Genomic DNA, 18971 nt, shown 5'->3' on the forward strand with positions numbered 1-18971 from the left:
CCTGAAACTACCCTTTGGTGCTGCCCGAATCAATGCATCCGGTGAAACCCGCCGCTATTCGCTGCGGAGGCCGTGCAGGGTCCGCTGCGCGGCGTCCCGCAGGCCGCGCAGGTCCGGCCCGGCGGACAGGATGTCCCGGCTGGATGTTCCGAGGACCTGCGGGTAGGCCGTACCGAACGTGGCGCGGAGGTCGGCGGGCGTGGCGCCCTGGGCCCCGAGGCCCGGCGCCAGGAGCGGGCCGCGGACCGCGGCAAGGTCCAGTTCCAGTTCAGCGAGGGCCGAGCCCACGGTTGCACCCACCACCAGGCCCACGGAGCCCAGGTTCCCCGGGTAGCGCCGGTTTTCCGCCGCGGCGGCTTCGGTAATCCTCCGGGCCACCGAATCGGTTCCGCCGACGTGCTGGACCGAGGCGCCCTCCGGATTGGACGTCAGGGCAAGGACGAAGACGCCGCGGCCGGTCGCGGCAGCGAGGTCCAGGGCTGGCCGCAGGGACTCAAAACCCAGGTACGGGCTGAGTGTCACCGAATCCGCTGCCAGCGGGGAATCGTCACGGAGCCAGGCGTCTGCGTAGGCGGCCATGGTGGATCCGATGTCGCCGCGCTTGGCATCGGCGATGGTGAGCACCGACTCATCGCGCGCTTCGGCAAGAAGCTCCTCCAGGACAGCCATGCCGGCGGACCCGTGGCGCTCATACAGCGCCACCTGCGGCTTGATGGCGGCAGCGAGCGAACCCACGGCCTCCAAAACTGTCAGCGAAAACCGCCTCAGCCCGCCGGCGTCGTCCGCCAGCCCCCAGGCCTTCAACAGCGCAGGGTGCGGATCGATCCCGACGCAGAGCGGACCCCGGGCTGCCATTGCCGCGCCAAGCCGGGAGCCGAAGGGCTCCCGGCCCTGCCCTGCGGGGGACGCTGGTGCCTGCTCAGGCACGCTGCAGCGCCGCCTTCTGGGACTCGGCCAGGGCAGCGGCATGCTCCTGCAGGCTGGTGACCGACCATTCGTAGGTCCGCATGGCCTCGATGGCCTGCACTGCGGCGTTGAACTCGGCCACCGTGGTGATGCAGGGGATGCCGATGGACGTCGCCGCGGCCCGGAGTTCGTAGCCGTCGCTGCGGGCCTCGCCGCCGGAAGGCGTGTTGAAGACCATGTCGATCTCACCCGCGATCACGAGGTCGGCGATGGTGCCTTCGCCTTCGGCGCTGCTGCCTTCTGCCACCTTGCGGACCGGCGTTGCCTGGATGCCGTTGCGGCGCAGGACGTCGGCGGTGCCGCCGGTGGACACGATCTCGAAACCGAGGTCGGAGAGCCGCTTGACGCCCATGATCACCGAGCGCTTGTCCCGGTTGGCCACGGAGACAAAGATCTTGCCTTCGGTGGGCAGTGCGTTGTTGGCGGCGGCCTGGCTCTTCGCGAAGGCGGTGTCGAAGTGCTTGTCGATGCCCATCACCTCGCCGGTGGAGCGCATTTCCGGGCCGAGCAGGGAATCCACAACCTTGCCTTCCAGCGTACGGAAGCGGCTGAACGGCAGGACTGCCTCCTTGACGGAGACAGGGGCGTCCAGGGGCAGGGTGGATCCGTCACCGGTCTCCGGCAGCATCTTGTAGGCGCTGCGGAGCTGGTTGATGGTCACGCCGGTGCCGATCAGCGCGGCGGCCTTGGCCATCTGCACGCCGGTGGCCTTGGAGACGAACGGCACCGTGCGCGATGCGCGGGGGTTGGCTTCCAGGACGTACAGCACATCCGAGGCGAGGGCGAACTGGATGTTGATCAGGCCGCGGACGCCCACGCCTTCGGCGATGGCGCGGGTTGCCGTGCGGACCCGTTCCAGGACATTGGTGCCGAGGGTGATGGGCGGCAGGACGCAGGCCGAGTCGCCGGAGTGGATGCCGGCTTCCTCGATGTGCTCCATGATGCCGCCCAGGTACATGTCCGTCCCGTCGAAGAGCGCGTCGACGTCGATTTCGACGGCGTCCTCCAGGAAGCGGTCGATCAGCACCGGGTGGTCCGGGGTGATTTCCGTGGCGTTGGCGATGTAGCGGGACAGGTTGGGCTCGTCGTAGACGATCTCCATGCCGCGGCCGCCCAGCACGTAGGACGGGCGGACCAGGACCGGGTAGCCGATCTCGTCGGCGATCTTCTTGGCGTCCTCGAAGGACACGGCGGTGCCGTTCTTCGGGGAGATGAGGCCGGCCTTGTCGAGCACCCGGGAGAAGGCGCCGCGGTGCTCGGCGAGGTCGATCGCCTCCGGGGAGGTGCCAAGGATGGGGACGCCGGCGTCGGCCAGCTGCTGGGCCAGCTTGAGGGGGGTCTGGCCGCCGAGCTGGACGAACACGCCCATCACGCCGCCGGTGCGTTCCTCGGCGGCGATGACCTCCAACACGTCCTCGAGCGTGAGCGGCTCGAAGTACAGGCGGGTGGAGATGTCGTAGTCGGTGGAGACGGTTTCCGGGTTGCAGTTAACCATGACGGTCTCGTAGCCGGCCTTGCGCAGCGCCATGGAGGCATGGACGCAGGAGTAGTCGAACTCGATGCCCTGGCCGATGCGGTTGGGGCCGGAGCCGAGGATCAGGATGGACGGCTTGGAGTGCAGCGCAACCTCGTCCTCCTCGTCGTAGGCCGAGTAGTGGTAGGGCGTGTACGCGGCGAACTCGGCGGCGCAGGTGTCCACGGTCTTGTAGACGGGGCGGATGCCCAGGGCCTGGCGCACTCCGCGGACCACGGCCTCGGAGTTGTGGGTGAGGGAGCCGATCTGCTCGTCGGAGAAGCCGTGGCGCTTGGCCCGCTTGAGCATGTCAGCCGTCAGCGCGCCGGCCTGGCGGATTTCCCGGGAGATCTCGTTGAGGAGCTGGAGCTGGTCAAGGAACCAGGGGTCGATCTTGGTGGCTTCGAAGAGCTGTTCAACGGTGGCGCCGCCCAGGAGGGCGCGCTGCACCTGGTGGAGCCGTTCCGTCGTCGGGCGCTTTGCCTTCTCGATGAGGTCCGGCACTTCCCATTCCGGGACGGAGCTGAAGTCCAGCTGCGAACCCTTCTGCTCCAGGGAGCGCAGTGCCTTCTGCAGGGCTTCGGTGAAGTTGCGGCCCATGGCCATGGCCTCGCCCACGGACTTCATGGTGGTGGTGAGGGTGTTGTCCGCCGCCGGGAACTTCTCGAACGCGAACCGCGGAACCTTGACCACAACGTAGTCGAGCGTGGGCTCGAAGGACGCCGGGGTCTTCTGGGTGATGTCGTTGGGGATCTCGTCCAGCGTGTAGCCGAGGGAAAGCTTGGTGGCGATCTTGGCGATCGCAAACCCCGTGGCCTTGGACGCCAGCGCCGAGGACCGGGACACCCGGGGGTTCATCTCGATGACCACGACGCGGCCGGTGGCGGGGTCGATGGCGAACTGGATGTTGCAGCCGCCGGTGTCCACGCCAACTTCACGGATGACGGCGATGGAGATGTCGCGCAGCCGCTGGTATTCCCGGTCGGTGAGGGTGAGGGCCGGCGCCACCGTGATGGAGTCGCCGGTGTGGACGCCCACGGGATCGAAGTTTTCAATGGAGCAGACCACCACGACGTTGTCGTTCTTGTCGCGCATCATCTCGAGCTCGTATTCCTTCCAGCCGAGGATGCTCTCTTCGAGCAGCACCTCGCTGGTGGGGCTGTACTGCAGGCCCTGGCCGACGATGCGGCGGAGGTCGTCCTCGTTGTAGGCGAGGCCGGAGCCCAGGCCGCCCATGGTGAAGGACGGGCGGACCACCATCGGGTAGCCGAGGTCCTCGGCGGCTTTCAATGCCTCGTCCATGGTGTGGATGATGTGGCTGCGGGCGGACTCGGCGCCGCAGCGCTCCACGACGCCCTTGAACTTCTCGCGGTCCTCGCCAAGCTCGATGGCGGCGATGTTGGCGCCGATCAGCTCCACGTTGTACTTCTCCAGCACGCCGTTCTTGTCCAGCGCGATGGCCGTGTTCAGCGCGGTCTGCCCGCCGAGTGTGGGCAGTACGGCGTCGGGGCGTTCCTTGGCGATGATCTTCTCCACCACCTCGGGGGTGATGGGCTCGATGTAGGTGGCATCGGCGAACTCGGGGTCCGTCATGATGGTGGCCGGGTTGGAGTTGACCAGGATGACCCGGAGGCCCTCCTCCTTCAGGACGCGCAGCGCCTGCGTGCCGGAGTAGTCGAACTCGGCGGCCTGGCCGATGACGATCGGGCCGGAACCAATGACGAGGACGCTTTTGAGATCTGTACGTTTCGGCATTACTTCTTGTCCTCAGTCTTGTTGTCGTTGTTGTGGCCGGTACCAGCGGCGGCACCGGCAGCGGGATGGGCGGAGTCCACCGGTTCCTTGGACAGGTTGGCGGTCCTGCCGTCCCGGGTGCCCTCCATCAGGTCAATGAAGCGGTCGAAGAGGTACGCGGCGTCGTGCGGTCCCGCGGCTGCTTCCGGGTGGTACTGGACGGAGAAGGCGGGGATGTCCAGGCAGGCGAGGCCTTCCACCACATCGTCGTTCAGGCTGACGTGGCTGACTTCGACGCGGCCGTAACGTGCCTCCGGTGCCTGCGTGGCGCCGTCGAGCGGTGCATCCACGGCAAAGCCGTGGTTCTGGGAGGTGATCTCCACCTTGCCGGTGCGCCGGTCCATGACTGGCTGGTTGATGCCGCGGTGGCCGTACTTCAGCTTGTAGGTGCCGAAGCCGAGCGCACGGCCCAGGATCTGGTTGCCGAAGCAGATGCCGAAGTAGGGCAGCTTTTCGTCCAGGACGGAGCGGAGGAGCTTGACCTGGGCGTCGGCTGTGGCGGGGTCCCCGGGGCCGTTGGACATAAAGAAGCCGTCCGGGTTGACGGCTTTGACGTCCGCCAGGGTTGCGGTGGCCGGAAGCACGTGCACGCGGACGCCGCGCTCGGCGAACCGGACCGGGGTCATGGCCTTGATGCCAAGGTCGATGGCGGCGATGCTGAAGCGGGGTTCGCCGTCCCAGCCGTGGTCCTTGGGTTCCACCACGTAGGCTTCGTCGATACTGACTTCCTCGGCCAGCCGGGCGCCTTCCATCGGGGCGCTGGCCAGCACGGCGTCGAGCAGTTCCTTGTCCGTGGCCTGGGCGGCCTCGCCGGAGAAGATGCCGGCGCGCATGGTCTTGTGCTCGCGCAGGTGGCGGGTGATGGCGCGGGTGTCCACGCCCTGGATGCCGACGATGCCCTGTGCCACCAGCTCCTCGTCCAGCGAACGCTCGGAGCGCCAGTTGGACGGGCGGCGGGCGGCATCGCGGACGATGTAGCCGGCGACCCAGATGCGGCGGGACTCGGCGTCCTCATTGTTCACGCCGGTGTTGCCGATGTGTGGTGCGGTCTGCACCACGAGCTGGCGGGCGTAGGAGGGGTCCGTGATGGTTTCCTGGTAGCCGGTCATGCCGGTGGCGAAGACTGCTTCGCCCAGCGCGGTTCCGGTGGCGCCGTAGCTGCTTCCGCGGAAGATGCGGCCGTCTTCGAGCACCAGCGCAGCTGGAGCGGACACGGGAGCGGAAACTGGGGCGGTTACTGCGGTGTTTGTTGTCACTGTCTTACTTTCCACTATTGGCATCAGCCGCGGGGGCCGAAGAAATCAATTCCTGAAGTGCTGCGATGAGCACGTTCCTGTCCTCTGCGCGCCTGGTCCGGAAGCCGGTGTCCAGTACATGGCTGCCGTGCGCCCAGGCAAGGACGAGGAGGCCGTCCTTCTCCACGAACTTTCCGGTCATCCCGCTGTCCAGCCGGACGCCGGCCAGGGACGCCGCCGGGATGTAGAGCGCCGGAGCCCCGGAACGGTCAAAGAGGACGCCGTGCGGGTAGACCTCCAGCGTGGCATTGGTGCGGATGCCCAGCGCATGCACGGCGATCCGGTCCAGCCAGTCACCGGCGGTGGTGGATGCTACGTACTGGCCCTCGGCTGCGGCGAGCGGCTCCCCCGGCGCCTCCGGCACCACGGGCAACAGCTCGACGTCGGCCTGGCGCCTTAGGCGGTTCCGCCAGCCCATCCAGATAAGGGCAAATGCTATGGCGATGAGGCCCAGCGTGATGACCAGCGAAAGCAGCTTGGTGTCCATCAGGCTGCGCCTGCGGTTGTGGCGTACCCGTACGGGTACGGGGTGTTGAGCTCGCCGTTGAGGACGGTGGGGTGGCCCTTGAAGAACGTGGCCACCACCTTGCCGGGCAGTTCCATGCCCTTGAACGGGGAGTTCCGTCCCATCGTGGCCATCTTTGCGGGCTCCACGGTCCAGCGCGCGGCCGGGTCCACCAAGGTGATGTTGGCGGGCTCCCCTGCTTCCAGCGGCCGGCCCTGGTCCTCGAGGCGGCCGATCGCGGCAGCCGCCGTGGAGGTCACCCTGGCAAAATCCGCCCAGGTGATCAGGCCGGTTTCGATCATGGTGTGCTGGACCACGGACAGGGCTGTTTCCAGTCCGGTCATTCCCATGGCCGCCTGCGCCCACTCGCATTCCTTGTGCTCACTGGGGTGCGGCGCGTGGTCCGTGCCCACGACGTCGATGGTGCCGTCCGCGAGGCCGGCGCGCAGGGCCTGGACATCGGCGTCGGTCCGCAAGGGCGGGTTCACCTTGTAGACGGGATCGTAGCTGCGGACCAGGTCGTCGGTCAGGAGCAGGTGGTGCGGGGTGACCTCGGCGGTGACGTTGATGCCGCGCTCCTTGGCCCAGCGGATGATTTCCACCGAACCGGCGGTGGAGACGTGGCAGACGTGGAGCCGGGACCCGACATGCCGGGCCAGCAGGACGTCGCGGGCTATGATGCTTTCCTCGGCCACCGCGGGCCACCCTGCCAGCCCCAGCACGGCGGACACCTCGCCCTCGTTCATCTGGGCGCCGGCTGTCAGGCGGGGTTCCTGCGCGTGCTGGGCCACCACGCCGTCGAACGCCTTGACGTATTCCAGCGCACGGCGCATGAGGACGGGATCGTGGACGCAGATGCCGTCGTCGGAGAACATCCGGACCCTGGCGCGGGAATCGGCCATGGCGCCCAACTCGGCGAGCTGTTCCCCGGCCAGGCCCACGGTGACGGCGCCGACGGGCCGGACGTCCACCCAGCCGGCCGTTTGGCCGAGCGTGTAGACCTGTTCCACCACGCCGGCGGTGTCTGCCACGGGAGTGCTGTTGGCCATCGCATGGACAGCGGTGTAACCGCCCAGCGCGGCGGCCCGGGTTCCGGTCTCCACGGTTTCGGCGTCTTCGCGGCCGGGTTCGCGGAGGTGGGTATGGACGTCCACCATGCCCGGCAGTGCCACCAGGCCGGCGGCGTCGACCACTGTGGCTCCGTCGGCTGAAAGACCCGTCCCACGCTCAGCGATCAGCCCGTCGCGGATCAGCAGGTCCGCCGGTTCGCCGCCCAGGATCGAGGCGCCGCGGATCAGGTAGGTTCCGGTGTTGGCTGCCATCAGTTGCTCTCCTTGGTGGGATGGGTGCCGGCGTACGCCAGGGCGGGGGTGGCGGCTGGTCCGCGGGTGTCCCCGGAGAGCAGCAGGTAGAGTGCGGCCATGCGCACCGAGACGCCGTTGCGGACCTGGGCCAGCACGGTGGAACGCGGTGAATCAGCGGCTGCCGCCGAAATTTCCAGGCCGCGGTTCATCGGGCCGGGGTGCATGATGATGGTGTCCTTCATGCCCAGGGTGTCCAGCGCCCGCAGACGGTTGTCATCAAAGCCCCAGCGGCGGGAGTACTCACGGGTACTGGGGAAGAAGGATGCATTCATGCGTTCACCCTGGACGCGGAGCATCATGACCGCGTCCACGCCCTGTTCGAGGGTCTCGTCCAGGTTGTAGCTGACCTTGCAGGGCCACTTTTCGACGCCGATGGGCAGCAGGGTGGGCGGCGCCACGAGGGTGACGTCGGCACCGAGGGTACGCAGGAGCCAGACGTTGGAGCGCGCCACCCGCGAGTGCAGGACGTCCCCGGCAATGGCCACCCGCATGCCCTTGAGGTCTGCGCCTTCGGAACCGGTGCCGGCCAGGCGGGCCCAGTGCCGGCGCATGGTGAACGCATCGAGCAGTGCCTGGGTCGGGTGTTCGTGGGTGCCGTCCCCGGCGTTGATGACGGCGGCGTCGATCCAGTCGGTTGCGGCCAGGCGGTGCGGCGCACCGGAGGCCCAGTGGCGGATCACGACGGCGTCCGCGCCCATGGCGGACAGCGTCTGGGCGGTGTCCTTCAGGGACTCCCCCTTGGACACCGAGGATCCCTTGGCGGCGAAGTTGATGACATCCGCCGAGAGCCGCTTGGCGGCGGCCTCGAAGGAGATGCGGGTGCGGGTGGAATCTTCGAAGAAGAGGTTCACCACGGTACGGCCGCGAAGGGCCGGGAGCTTCTTGACCTCGCGGTCGCCCACGGCAGCCATCTCCTCGGCGGTGTCGAGGATACGGATCGCGCTGGCAAGGCTGAGGTCCTCGGTGGAGAGCAGGTGCTTCATGAGCGGCCCTCGATGACTACTTCGTTGACGGGTGCGCCGCCGGGGGCGGTATCGGTTTCCTCCAGCCGGACCCTGACCTTTTCCGCGGATGACGTCGGCAGGTTCTTGCCGACGTGGTCGGCCCGGATGGGAAGCTCCCGGTGGCCCCGGTCGATCAGGACGGCGAGCCGGACGATGCGGGGGCGGCCGAGGTCCACGAGGGCGTCCAGGGCGGCGCGGATGGTGCGGCCGGAGTAGAGGACGTCGTCGATCAGGACCACCACCTTGTTGTCGATGCCCGTACGCGGCAGCTTGGTGGGGTACGGCGGCCGGGTGCCCTGGTGGGAGAGGTCGTCGCGGAACATGGTGACGTCCAGCTGGCCGACGATGGCCGCTGCGTCAACGGTGGGATCCGCGGCGGCGATTTTTTCGGCGAGCCGGACAGCCAGCGGGAAACCGCGGCGCGGGATGCCCAGCAGGACGAGGTCCTGCGATCCCTTGTTGGCCTCAAGGATCTCATGGGCGATACGAGTGAGCGCCCGGTCAATGTCCGCCTGGCTGAGGACAACCCTGGCTGGAACCGGTGCGCTGGTGACAGAAGTCAACGCTCGTCTCCCCTTTCCCCGCCTCACGGGACGGAATTAAAAAAGGATCATGTGCGTCTCAAAATTACCACAGCGGCCTCCCTGGACATGCGTCGGGAGGACGCGGTGATGGTCACACCCAGGCGGCTTAGTGGAACCGGCAAGGCGTGGTCTTAGGCGTCCGGGCGACTCACACCTAGGCTTTTCGGTATGTCGATGCATCCGAGCAACCCTGCGTCCGGCCGGCCGGAAGACCCCTGGGGGCGGGGAACGGCGCCGCTGCCCGCCCAGGCCAACCCCAGCTGGATGGGGCACGTGCAGCCCGGGAACTACCGTCCGGCGCCCGGGCATGAGGGGGCACCGGTTGGAACTGTGGTGCCGCCGCAGGACCAGGGAACCATGGTGAAGGCGGCCAGGTCCCGCAGCGGCCTGCTGGGTTTGACCGTCGGCGTCAGTGTCCTGGCCCTCCTGAGCCTTTTCCTGGTGGTGCCGTTCCTGCTGTCCAGCACGGGGGCGGCCGGGTTCGTTGTGGGGTTCCTCGCATCATTGATCCCCCTGTCCGTGGTGCTCCTGGCCGTGCACATCATCGACAAGTGGGAGCCCGAGCCAAAGCGGCTGCTGTACTTCGCCTTCACGTGGGGCGCCGCCGTATCCATTGCGGTGACCCTGCTCATCCAGCCGTTTTTCGTCCTGGCGTTCCAGTTTTCTGACGAGGCGGACCTCCGAACCTACATGGCCACGGTGCAGGCGCCCGTCGTGGAGGAGTTCGCCAAATCCCTGGGGCTGCTGATACTGCTCCTGCTGGCGAGGAAACACTTTGACGGGCCGGTGGACGGCGTGGTCTTCGCGTTCACCATCGCCGGGGGTTTCGCTTTCACCGAGAACATCCTGTACTTCGGCAGGGCCATCGCGGAGTCGGCAGATCCCGCAGGCGACTTCGCCCAGGTCTTTTTCCTCCGCGGGGTCATGTCGCCCTTTGCGCATGCGATCTTCACGGGCACCACCGGGCTGGTCATGGGGTTCGCCGCCCGGCGCTGGCATACCGGCGCCTCGGTGGCCGCTTTCCTGGTGGGGCTGCTGCCTGCCATGTTCCTGCACAACCGCTGGAACAGCATGGGGCAGGGCTTCCTGGCGGACTACATCCTGGTCCAGGTGCCCATCTTCCTCCTCGCTGTAGGCGGCATCATCCTGCTGCGCGTCGCGGAGAAGAGGCTGACCCGGCAGCGGCTGCTCGAGTACTCGGCGGCAGGCTGGTTCACTCCCGCTGAGGTGGAGCTCCTGGCCACCGTGGGCGGACGGCGGACGGCGTTGAACTGGGCCGGCAGCTATGGCAGGAAAAGGCAGATGAGGGAGTTCCTGAAGGCCGCCACGCATCTGGCGAATACCCGGCAGCGCATCCTGAGCGGCCGCGATGTCCAGCTGCACCAGGCTGAGGAGCGCCAGCAGCTGCAGCGCATCCTGGCCCTGCGGGCCGCCGTGGCCGGCTGACGCCCCGCCCGCTCACCTCGCGGGGTACGCCCTCGAAGTCAGTGCCAGCGCCTCGTCCAGTACCTTCCCGAAGTTCGCGGCATCGTGGGCAAAGCGGCCCAGGAACAGCCCGGAAACGCCGCTGAGCCTGGGCAGCACGCCGGGCTTGGCTGACCCGCCGTAGATGACCGGGAGCCCCACTAGCCCATGCCCGGCGAGCAGCGCGCGGAGGTGGCTGACGACGTCGGACACGTACCCGGTGTCCGCCGGCTCTGCTGCCCCGATGGCCCAGACAGGTTCGTAGGCCACGATGACCCGGGCGGCCAGCGCCCAGTCGCCGCCAACGGCCGCCCGGATCTGCCTGTACACAACGACGGCGGCGTCACGGGGGGAGCCTTCCCCCAAGGAGTCTTCTCCCACGCAGAGCAGCGGCGTCAGCCCGGCGTCGTCCGCTGCCCGGACCTTGAGCGCCACAATGCCGTCAGTTTCGCCGAAGTGGGCGCGGCGTTCGGCGTGGCCGATCTCCACCAGGAGGACGCCCAGATCAGCCAGCATGGACGGAGCCACTTCCCCCGTCCAGGGCCCGTCCGCCCAGCCGCAGTTCTGCGCGCCGAGGCGGACCGGCGACCCTTCGAGGATCCGGACGGCGGCGGGCAGTACCGGAAAACTGGGGACGACGAACGGGACCACCCGCCCGGCCGCAAGGGCCGGACGGGTGTCCACTTCGTGCCGGATGCCGGTGAGCCACTCAAGGGAGTCGGCGTAGCCCAGGTACATTTTGGTGCTGACGCCGACGTACACCGTTTCGGTGCCCTGGCGGTCCGTTGTGCTGCAGTCGGGCATGGGTTCGATCACTTGTGGTCGAGCAGGTCGTCCGCCTTGTTGCGGAACCGCTTGGTGGCGTACATCATGATGGCGGCCACGAACGGCAGGACGCCCAGCGCGTAGACCCCCATGGTGCCGGTGTCCGACGCCGTGACCTGATTGACCGTTGTGCGCAGGATCGGGGCCACGAAGCCGCCCAGGTTGCCCAGCGAGTTGATCAGGCCAATGCCCGCGGCGGCTGCCGTTCCGGTGAGGAAGGCCGTGGGGTAGGACCAGGCGATGGGGCCGATGGACAGGAAGCTGCACACCGCCAGGGTGATGAAGAGGATGCCCAGGGCCGGGATATGGTTTGCTCCCGCCCAGGCAGAGCCGAAGATGCACAGGCCGGTGGAGAGGAACAGGCCGGTGCCCCAGACACGGCGGCGGACTATGGTGTTGGCGGCCCGGCCGATGAAGTAGCAGGCGAAGATGCCAAAGAACCACGGGATCGCTGCCAGCAGGCCCACCATCAGTCCGACCTTTTGGCCGGTCAGCTGGGACACCTGCTGCGGCAGGTAGAACGTCACGCCATACACAGCCACCTGGAGGCAGAAGTAGATGGCCGTGAAGTACCAGACCTTGCGGTTCTTCATGGCGGCGACGACGCCTCGGGGGCCGGTTTCTTCCTTGACGGTGTCCTCCAGCGCCATGACATCCAGCAGGGCCTGTTTTTCCCCGGGGTTCAGGAATTTGGCGTCCTGGGGGCTGTTGATCAGGAAGAAGTAGGCGGCGATGCCGGCCACAACGGCGAGCATGCCTTCCACGAAGAACATGACCTGCCAGCCGGCCACGCCGGGAACCTGGTCGCCGATGTTTATCAGCCAGCCGGACAGCGGGGCACCCATCATCTGCGAGAACGGCTGCGCGAGGTAGAAGATGGCGAACATTTTCACGCGCACCTTGTTGGGGAACCAGGCAGCGAGGAACATGATGACGCCGGGGAACAGGCCTGCTTCGGTTACACCCAGCAGGAAACGCAGGATGATGAAGGAAGTCTCGCCCTGGACGAAGGCGAAGCAGGCGGACACGATGCCCCAGGTGATGGCGATGCGGGCCAGCCACACCTTTGCGCCGAACTTGGTCAGGAGCAGGTTGCTGGGAATTTCGAACAGTGCGTAGCCGATGAAGAAGATACCGGCGCCAAGGGCGTAGGCCCCCGCGGTGACCCCGCGGTCCACCCCGAGCGCCGCCTCCGCGAAGCCCACGTTGGTACGGTCCAGGAACGCAACGATGTACAGGATGACGAGCATCGGCATGAGCCGGAAGGAGGCCTTGGAGATCGCCGACTTAAGGACCGGCGAGTCCAGGAGCTCCTTGGTGGATGCTGCTGTTAGGGACATCTAAACTCCTCTTTGAGTATGTAAGCGTGGAAATCGGTGCACGTTGATGCCCGGTTACAGCGGGAAGGCGATGAGAACCACGCCCGCCAGGCAGGCGAGCACGCCGATTGCCAGGAAGATCCGTCGTTCCTTGGTCCAGGCGCCCATGGGGGGTCCTTTCCTAGTGCATGTAGAGGCCGCCGTCCACATTCAGCGTCTGGCCGGAGATGTAGCCGGCGTCCTCGCTGATGAGGAAGGCGATGGCGGCAGCGATGTCGCGGGGGGATCCCACCCGGTTGACCACCAGGTCCCTGGTGAGTTCTTCCTTGCGTTCCTCGCTGAGGGTGCCGCCCATGATGTCGGTATCGATCGGGCCCGGGGAGATGGCGTTCACGGTGATGTCGTACTCCCCCAGTTCGCGGGCGGTGGAGCGGGTCAGCCCGATCACGCCGGCCTTCGCCACCGAGTAGGGCGTTTTGGAGAACGTTCCGCCGCCCCGCTGGGCGGACACCGAAGAGATATTGACGATCCGCCCGATCCGGTTCTTAACCATTGACTCCGCGACCCGGCGGGTGGCGTAGTGGACGCCGTTCAGGTTGATGTTCAGCACGCGGTCCCACTCGGCCGCGTCAAGGTCCAGGTACGGAACCGGGGAGCTGACGCCGGCAATATTGGCCAGGGCCACCACCTGCGGCAGCTCGGCTTCGATTGAGTCGACCGCGGCGCGGACGGAGCCTTCGTCAGCCACATCGGCACCGGCGCCATGGGCCTGCACGCCGTAGCGGGATGCCAGTTCCTTGGCCGTGGCCTTGCACAGTGCGTCGTCGAGGTCGATGATGCCGATGTTCCAGCCCTGGGCCGCAAGGTAGTTGGCGGTGGCCCGGCCGATGCCGCGCTCAGAGACCGCCCCGGTGACGATGGCGGTGCGTCGTGCAGGGAAAACACTCATGGTTGCTCCTGGGAGTAGGAAGGGATGGTCAGCCGATGGGTGCCGGGCCGAGGTCTTCAAGCAGTTTCTGCATGGCCACGTAGGCCTTGTTGCGGTAGGCGATGAGCTCGGGCGTGCGTTCGGCCGGGACATTGAGGAAGCCGGCGCCGGTCTTCGTGCCGAGCTTCCCGGTCTCCACCAGGTCGCTGAGGATCCTGGGCGTGGCAAACCTCTCCGGGAAGTCGGTCTGCAGGGACTTGTAGCAGAAGTTGTAGACATCCAGCCCGGCCATGTCCGCGATGGCGAAGGGCCCAAAGAACGGCAGCCGGAAACCAAAGGTGGTGCGGACCAGTGTGTCGACGTCGTCCGCCGTCGCAATCCCCTGCTCCACCAGCTGGGCAGCTTCGTGGAACAGCGCATACTGCAGGCGGTTGAGCACGAAGCCTGTGACGTCCTTGACCACTGCTGTCTGCTTGCCGGCGGCGTGGACCAGGTCGCGGGCTGTCCCCACTGTTGATGCGGACGTGCCGGCGTGGGGAATGATTTCCACACCGGGGATGAACGGCGACGGGTTGGAGAAGTGGACGCCCAGGAAGCGCTCCGGGTTGATGACCGGCCCGGACAGTTCGGCGATGGAAATGGTGGAGGTGTTGGAGCCGATGATGGCATCCGGCCGCGCCGCTGCGCTGATGCGGGCCAGCGTCTGATGCTTGATGGCGATGACCTCGGGGACGGCTTCTTCGATGAAGTCAGCGTCCGCCACCGCTTCCTCGATGTCCTTGGCGGCCCAGAGGTTCTGCTTCAGGATCTCTGTGGAACCGGCGGGGAAAAGGCCGTCGGCCACGAACTGGTCCGATTCGGCCAGCAGGCGGTCGTAGTTGCCCCGGGCCACTTCGGCGGACACGTCCGCCAGTGCCACGCGCGCTCCGCCGAGCGCCAGGACCTGGGCGATGCCGCCGCCCATGTAGCCGGAGCCGACGACGGCGATCTTCCGCGCGCTGTTGGCGTCCGTTGGAGTCGGGGTGCTTGCTGTTTCGGTCATGGTCAGACTGCCTTCGTGTAGTCGGGCTCATAGGAGCAGATGGCGTCCACCTTGGCGGCGGAGGCTGAAGTCTCATCGAAGCGGTAGTCGAGCCATTCGCCCACCAGCTTCTTGGCCAGTTCGAGGCCGATGACGCGCTGGCCCATGGTGAGGACCTGGGCGTTGTTGCTCAGGACCGAACGTTCCACGGAGTAGCCGTCGTGGGCCGTAACCGCACGGACGCCCGGGACCTTGTTGGCCGCGATGGCCACCCCCAGGCCGGTACCGCAGATCAGCAGGGCGCGGTCTGCCTCACCGTCTGCCACCTTGCGGGCGGCGTCCACGGCCACGTGCGGGTACGCGGTCGAGTCGTTCGCCCCTACGCCGATGTCGACGACGGACGCCACGCGGCTGTCTGCCTCGAGCAGCGCCCTCAGGGCATTCTTGTACTCGACCCCGGCTTCATCGTTGCCAATGACGATGCGCCACCCTGCTGCCGCGCCCTGTCCGGAATTCTGTCCTGTGTTCTGTCCTGCGCTCATTCTTGTGCTCCATTTCCGGCCGCGGAAGCGGCCAGCCGGGAATCAGTCAGTGGGTTGTCGGCTGTGCCGGATTCGGCATAGCGTGCTATGCGGGAGGCGATGAGGCCGAAGGATACGGCTCCGGGGTCGGGATGCCCCAGGCTCTTCTCCGCCAGGGGCCGGGCACGGCCCTTGAGCGGACGGAGGGAAGCCGTGGCATCGGCCGCCTCCCGGGCAGCAGCGGCCGCCGCCGCCAGTGCCCCCTTGACCTGCGTGCCGCCGTCGAACGCTGCCCGGAAAGCCTCCTGATAGGGAAGCAGCGCGTCCACCATGGTTTTGTCGCCAGGTTCAGCCCCGCCCAGTCCGGTGATGGCATCCACGAACGCGGCCACGGCAGCGGCCGCGTCGCCGCCGCGGTACGAGTCCTTGTTGCCGAGCGCGAGCCCGGCCGCAATCACGGCTGATCCCCACAACGCACCGGAGGTGCCGCCGGCACGTTCACTCCAGGCCTCCCCGGCCGACGTCAGCACGCGCTCCACGGAAACTCCGGCTGCCGCTGCTTCAGCCGCGGCCGCCGCTGCCGCGTCCACGCCGCGGCGCATGCCGATGCCGTGGTCGCCGTCGCCCGCGATGGCGTCCAGGTTCCCCAGTTCCTCTTCATGCTCGACGACGACGCCCTGCACCTGGGCGAGCACGGCGGCGGCCAGCCGGCCCAGCTCGGCTGCTGCCGCCGTCGTGTTCTCCGCTTCACCGGCCACGGCGTCTTCCGGTCCGGCCAGCTCACGGCGGGCCCGCGGAGCCAGGTTGCCCTTGCGGAAGGCGGGGGTGTCGGCAGGCGCGTTCCAGTACCGCTCCAGTTCGTCGTCCAGCCAGAGCAGGGTGAGGGAGAGTCCGGACATGTCCAGGCTGGTGACCAGCTCGCCGCACTCGGGCTCCACCACCGTCAGGCCGGCGGCGGTGAGGAGCTTTTCGATCTTCCCGAAAAGCAGGAACAGCTCGTCGTACTTGACCGTGCCCAGGCCGTTGACGATGGCCACCACACGGTTCCCGGCGTCGTCGGGCTTGTCCGCCAGGAGCCTGAAGACCAGCAGTTCGGCGAGTTCGGAGGCGGTGGGCATGGGGTGTTCGGAGATGCCCGGCTCGCCGTGGATGCCGAGGCCCAGCGACATCTGCCCGGCGGGCACGTGGAACAGCGGCGCGTCCGCTCCCGGCAGCGTGCAGCCGTCAAAGGCCACGCCCAGGGAACGGGTGCGGTAGTTGGTCCGGATGGCCAGGCGTTCGACGGCGCCGAGGTCCAGTCCTGCTTCGGCCGCGGCGCCGGCAATCTTGAAGACCGTCAGGTCCCCGGCAATGCCGCGGCGCTTCTCGATCTGGTCCAGCGGAGCGCTGGCGATGTCGTCCGTGACCAGGACGGTGCGGGTTTCGATGCCTTCGGCGTTGAGCCGCAGCTGGGCCTGGCCGAAGTGGAGCACGTCGCCGGCGTAGTTGCCGTAACTCAGCAGCACGCCCCCGCCCGCGTTGGCGGCCTTGGCCACCCGGTAGACCTGGCCGGTTGCCGGGGAAGCGAACATGTTGCCGCAGGCGGAGCCCGTGGCGAGGCCCGGTCCCACGAGGCCTGCGAAGGCCGGGTAGTGGCCGGATCCGCCGCCCACCACCAGGGCCACTTGGCCGGCGGGCACCTCGGTGGAGCGGACCACGCCGCCGTCCACCCGGGCGACGTACCCGCGGTTGGCTGCCACAAAGCCGTCCAGTGCCTCATCCGCGAAATCAGCGGGGTTGTCGAAGATCTGGGTCATGGTTTCCTCATTGAATCCGAGTTGGAGAAGTAAAGCCGGGAGTCTGAATTGGTGCGGCCGCCACCGAATGCACGCCGGCCGCACCAGGCGCCATGGATCAGACGCTGCTGAGTTCCGGGGCGGGCAGCTGCCTCCCCTGCGCCACCCGGCTCTGCCCGAGTGCGTAGCCGTCGGTCTTGGGGAGGACGTGGCGGCGGAGGTAGTCCTGGTTGCTGGCGGTGACGCTCAGTCCGTCGCCGCCGTAGTGCTCGGTGCAAAGGATGCCCTGGAAGCCCACGGACAAGGCGACTTTGAAGGCCTCGCGGTAGTTGATGAGGCCGCTCTCCATGGGTGCCGGCATGGCGACATACATGTCGCGGGCCGTGTCCTCGTCCCGGATGTAGTTCTTCATGTGCCAGTAGTTGGAGTACGGCAGGGTCTTGGCCACCATCTCGCGCCAGTCCTCGACGGGCCGGTGCAGCCGGATGAGGTTGCCGAGGTCCGGGTTGAGGCCGACGTTGGCGAGGCCGATGTCCTGGACCATCTTCACGGAGGAGTCGGCGGTGCCCAGGTACGTGTCCTCGTACATTTCCAGGGACAGCAGGACGCCCACCTCGGCCGCGTGCCGGCCCAGTTCACGGAGGCGCGTCACGGCGTTGTTCCACGCTTCCCTGTTGCCTTCGGGGTCCTTGTAGCCTTCCACCGTCCAGAACCACAGCTGCTTCTGCTGCTCCGCCGTGATGGCCTGGTGGAGTCCAAAGGAGACAACCTCGCAGCCCAGCGCTGCTGCGGCGTCAATGGTGCGGTGGCTGTAGGCCAGGTTTTCTTCCCACCTGCCTTCTTCGATGACGCTGCGGCGGATAGCCGAGATGACCGGTACGCCGATTCCAACAGCGGCCGCGGCCTCCTTGAACTCGGCCAGGCGCCCTTGGCTCAGATCGCCCGGCCGGACCCAGCTGTCCGTGAGGTCGGCATTGGCGAAGCCGGCCTCCTTCACCTCGGACAGGACACCGGCCCAGACGGAGGCTTCGGCGTCGTTCACGTGGACACCCCGGGCGTCTGTTGCCGGAAACTGCAGCAGTGCTGCAGTGATGGGCCAGTTGTCGGCTGTGTACGCCATGGTGTAGCTCCCTTGCTAGATCCTCTTTCCTATAGGATTTATTATTAACGGGGTGTTGTCAAGGTCACACAGAGGCGGGACGGCCCAACTCAGTAGCGCCAAGTGTCGTTTTGGGGGTTCAAAACGACACATTGCGGGACTTTGTTTGGCGGGGGGGGTGGGTGAGCCAGGCGGGGCGTCAGCCATGGCACGCGCACGGACCTGCCGGATGTGCTCGGCCATCGCGGCCTCCGCCGTGCCGGGGTTGCCCGATGCAAGGGCCTTCAGGACAGCCTGGTGTTCGGCGATTGCACTGTCGGCGTCGGTAATTCCCACTCCCCCGAAGAGCCTGAACCGCTGGATCTGGCCGCCGAGGGACGCATAGGCGGCTTCCATGAACTGGTTGCCGGTGTGCCGGGCGATGAGCTGGTGAAAACGCTCGTCCGCTTCCAGGTAGTCCTTGAACTCGGCGAAGGACGGGCCCCGTGGAGCGGCCTTCAGGTCTTCCACCGCCGTTTCCAGTTCGGCCAGGCCCTTCTGGCCGATCCGTTCACAGGCCAGCTTGGCGTTCACGGGTTCGATAGCCAGCCGCGCCTCCATGAGCTCGGCGAAGTCCTCCCTTGTGAAGACCGGAGCCACCCGGTACCCCTTGAGGGCCACCCTCCGGACCATGCCCGTGTGCTCCAGCCTCGCCAGCGCCTCGCGGACAGGCGTGGGCGAAACGTCCAGGTCCCGGGCGGTGCCGTCAATGCTGACCACGGCTCCCGGCGCCAGGCGGCCGTCCATAAGGGACGCCAGGAGTTCCGCGTAGACGTGGTCGGCGAGCACCTGGCGGTTGACAGCGCGGCCCGGCCGGCGGGCCGTCGCCATGTCCTCCGGCCGGGGCCCGTTGTCCTGGGGGGCTTTCTGCATGTTCAGATCCTATAGGTTCCAACGATCCGGGACCTGCCACCCGGCCGCGGCCCCGCGGGCAGGCGGGCACCGAAAAGCCCCG

15 protein-coding genes and 1 pseudogene are annotated in these 18971 nt (G+C 67.4%); 1 reads left to right on the top strand and 15 read right to left on the bottom strand.

The window, feature by feature from the left end; translation table 11 throughout:
• Positions 1-54: 54 nt before the first annotated feature.
• From pyrF to pyrR, 7 genes are read right to left on the bottom strand one after another with little or no spacing between them, the layout of a single operon-like run.
• Entirely contained in the window at positions 55-927 is an 873-nt protein-coding gene (gene pyrF, locus ACQ3DC_RS08965) for an orotidine-5'-phosphate decarboxylase (RefSeq protein ID WP_321213613.1), read from the bottom strand.
• Positions 920-4234 carry a carbamoyl-phosphate synthase large subunit gene (gene carB, locus ACQ3DC_RS08970; RefSeq protein WP_157242085.1) on the bottom strand — a complete coding sequence of 1105 codons (3315 nt, stop codon included), beginning with the start codon at positions 4232-4234 and terminating at the stop codon, positions 920-922. Before carB ends, pyrF begins: the two co-directional genes overlap by 8 nt.
• Positions 4234-5553, bottom strand: coding sequence for a glutamine-hydrolyzing carbamoyl-phosphate synthase small subunit (gene carA, locus ACQ3DC_RS08975; protein ID WP_430752026.1), 1320 nt, complete (start codon positions 5551-5553; stop codon positions 4234-4236). The genes carB and carA overlap by 1 nt, the downstream gene beginning before the upstream one ends.
• Positions 5534-6055, bottom strand: coding sequence for a hypothetical protein (locus ACQ3DC_RS08980; RefSeq protein WP_430752027.1), 522 nt, complete (start codon positions 6053-6055; stop codon positions 5534-5536). The genes carA and ACQ3DC_RS08980 overlap by 20 nt, the downstream gene beginning before the upstream one ends.
• Positions 6055-7395, bottom strand: coding sequence for a dihydroorotase (locus tag ACQ3DC_RS08985; protein WP_430752028.1), 1341 nt, complete (start codon positions 7393-7395; stop codon positions 6055-6057). Before ACQ3DC_RS08985 ends, ACQ3DC_RS08980 begins: the two co-directional genes overlap by 1 nt.
• On the bottom strand, positions 7395-8420 hold the full coding sequence (locus ACQ3DC_RS08990) for an aspartate carbamoyltransferase catalytic subunit (protein WP_323057115.1): 1026 nt from the start codon (positions 8418-8420) through the stop codon (positions 7395-7397). Before ACQ3DC_RS08990 ends, ACQ3DC_RS08985 begins: the two co-directional genes overlap by 1 nt.
• Positions 8417-9004, bottom strand: coding sequence for a bifunctional pyr operon transcriptional regulator/uracil phosphoribosyltransferase PyrR (gene pyrR, locus ACQ3DC_RS08995; RefSeq protein ID WP_321213616.1), 588 nt, complete (start codon positions 9002-9004; stop codon positions 8417-8419). The genes ACQ3DC_RS08990 and pyrR overlap by 4 nt, the downstream gene beginning before the upstream one ends.
• Positions 9005-9193: 189 nt before the next feature.
• Here pyrR and ACQ3DC_RS09000 point away from each other — a divergent pair, with 189 nt between their 5' ends.
• The gene (locus tag ACQ3DC_RS09000) at positions 9194-10471 is read left to right on the top strand and encodes a PrsW family intramembrane metalloprotease (RefSeq protein ID WP_157242079.1); all 1278 of its coding nucleotides are present in this window, start codon (positions 9194-9196) and stop codon (positions 10469-10471) included.
• Between the two features lie 12 nt (positions 10472-10483).
• On the opposite strand, the gene ACQ3DC_RS09005 is transcribed toward ACQ3DC_RS09000, so the two are convergent.
• The 8 genes and pseudogenes from ACQ3DC_RS09005 to ACQ3DC_RS09040 form a co-directional block, all read right to left on the bottom strand.
• Positions 10484-11293 (bottom strand): triose-phosphate isomerase family protein, encoded by an 810-nt coding sequence (locus ACQ3DC_RS09005; protein ID WP_430752029.1) that lies wholly within the window; start codon positions 11291-11293, stop codon positions 10484-10486.
• An 8-nt stretch (positions 11294-11301) separates the two neighbouring features.
• Positions 11302-12654: an MFS transporter gene (locus tag ACQ3DC_RS09010; protein ID WP_430752030.1), complete on the bottom strand. Its 1353-nt coding sequence runs from the start codon at positions 12652-12654 to the stop codon at positions 11302-11304.
• A gap of 160 nt (positions 12655-12814) precedes the next feature.
• Positions 12815-13582, bottom strand: coding sequence for an SDR family NAD(P)-dependent oxidoreductase (locus tag ACQ3DC_RS09015; protein ID WP_157242076.1), 768 nt, complete (start codon positions 13580-13582; stop codon positions 12815-12817).
• Positions 13583-13610: 28 nt separating this feature from the next.
• On the bottom strand, positions 13611-14603 hold the full coding sequence (locus tag ACQ3DC_RS09020) for a 3-hydroxyacyl-CoA dehydrogenase family protein (protein ID WP_430752031.1): 993 nt from the start codon (positions 14601-14603) through the stop codon (positions 13611-13613).
• Positions 14604-14605: 2 nt separating this feature from the next.
• Positions 14606-15124, bottom strand: a complete 519-nt coding sequence (locus ACQ3DC_RS09025; protein WP_430752032.1) for a ribose-5-phosphate isomerase — start codon at positions 15122-15124, stop codon at positions 14606-14608.
• Entirely contained in the window at positions 15121-16899 is a 1779-nt protein-coding gene (dhaL, locus tag ACQ3DC_RS09030) for a dihydroxyacetone kinase subunit DhaL (protein ID WP_430752033.1), read from the bottom strand. Before dhaL ends, ACQ3DC_RS09025 begins: the two co-directional genes overlap by 4 nt.
• 97 nt (positions 16900-16996) lie before the next feature.
• Complete coding sequence (locus tag ACQ3DC_RS09035; RefSeq protein WP_430752034.1) at positions 16997-17998, bottom strand: sugar phosphate isomerase/epimerase family protein; 1002 nt, start codon at positions 17996-17998, stop codon at positions 16997-16999.
• A gap of 171 nt (positions 17999-18169) precedes the next feature.
• A pseudogene (locus ACQ3DC_RS09040) lies at positions 18170-18847 on the bottom strand (GntR family transcriptional regulator); the annotation flags it as partial.
• Positions 18848-18971 lie beyond the last annotated feature (124 nt).

Origin of the sequence: Paenarthrobacter sp. NEAU-H11, assembly GCF_050573415.1 — a bacterium.
GTDB lineage: Bacteria > Actinomycetota > Actinomycetes > Actinomycetales > Micrococcaceae > Arthrobacter.

Bases quoted from the DNA above. Each gene is read 5' to 3' on its own strand.
- ACQ3DC_RS09000 (WP_157242079.1), top strand. From the start codon at position 9,194: ATGTCGATGCATCCGAGCAACCCTGCGTCCGGCCGGCCGGAAGACCCC.
- dhaL (WP_430752033.1), bottom strand. From the start codon at position 16,899: ATGACCCAGATCTTCGACAACCCCGCTGATTTCGCGGATGAGGCACTG.
- ACQ3DC_RS08990 (WP_323057115.1), bottom strand. From the start codon at position 8,420: ATGAAGCACCTGCTCTCCACCGAGGACCTCAGCCTTGCCAGCGCGATC.
- carB (WP_157242085.1), bottom strand. From the start codon at position 4,234: ATGCCGAAACGTACAGATCTCAAAAGCGTCCTCGTCATTGGTTCCGGC.
- ACQ3DC_RS09005 (WP_430752029.1), bottom strand. From the start codon at position 11,293: ATGCCCGACTGCAGCACAACGGACCGCCAGGGCACCGAAACGGTGTAC.
- ACQ3DC_RS09020 (WP_430752031.1), bottom strand. From the start codon at position 14,603: ATGACCGAAACAGCAAGCACCCCGACTCCAACGGACGCCAACAGCGCG.
- ACQ3DC_RS09010 (WP_430752030.1), bottom strand. From the start codon at position 12,654: ATGTCCCTAACAGCAGCATCCACCAAGGAGCTCCTGGACTCGCCGGTC.
- carA (WP_430752026.1), bottom strand. From the start codon at position 5,553: ATGCCAATAGTGGAAAGTAAGACAGTGACAACAAACACCGCAGTAACC.
- ACQ3DC_RS08980 (WP_430752027.1), bottom strand. From the start codon at position 6,055: ATGGACACCAAGCTGCTTTCGCTGGTCATCACGCTGGGCCTCATCGCC.
- ACQ3DC_RS09035 (WP_430752034.1), bottom strand. From the start codon at position 17,998: ATGGCGTACACAGCCGACAACTGGCCCATCACTGCAGCACTGCTGCAG.
- ACQ3DC_RS08985 (WP_430752028.1), bottom strand. From the start codon at position 7,395: ATGGCAGCCAACACCGGAACCTACCTGATCCGCGGCGCCTCGATCCTG.
- ACQ3DC_RS09015 (WP_157242076.1), bottom strand. From the start codon at position 13,582: ATGAGTGTTTTCCCTGCACGACGCACCGCCATCGTCACCGGGGCGGTC.
- ACQ3DC_RS09025 (WP_430752032.1), bottom strand. From the start codon at position 15,124: ATGAGCGCAGGACAGAACACAGGACAGAATTCCGGACAGGGCGCGGCA.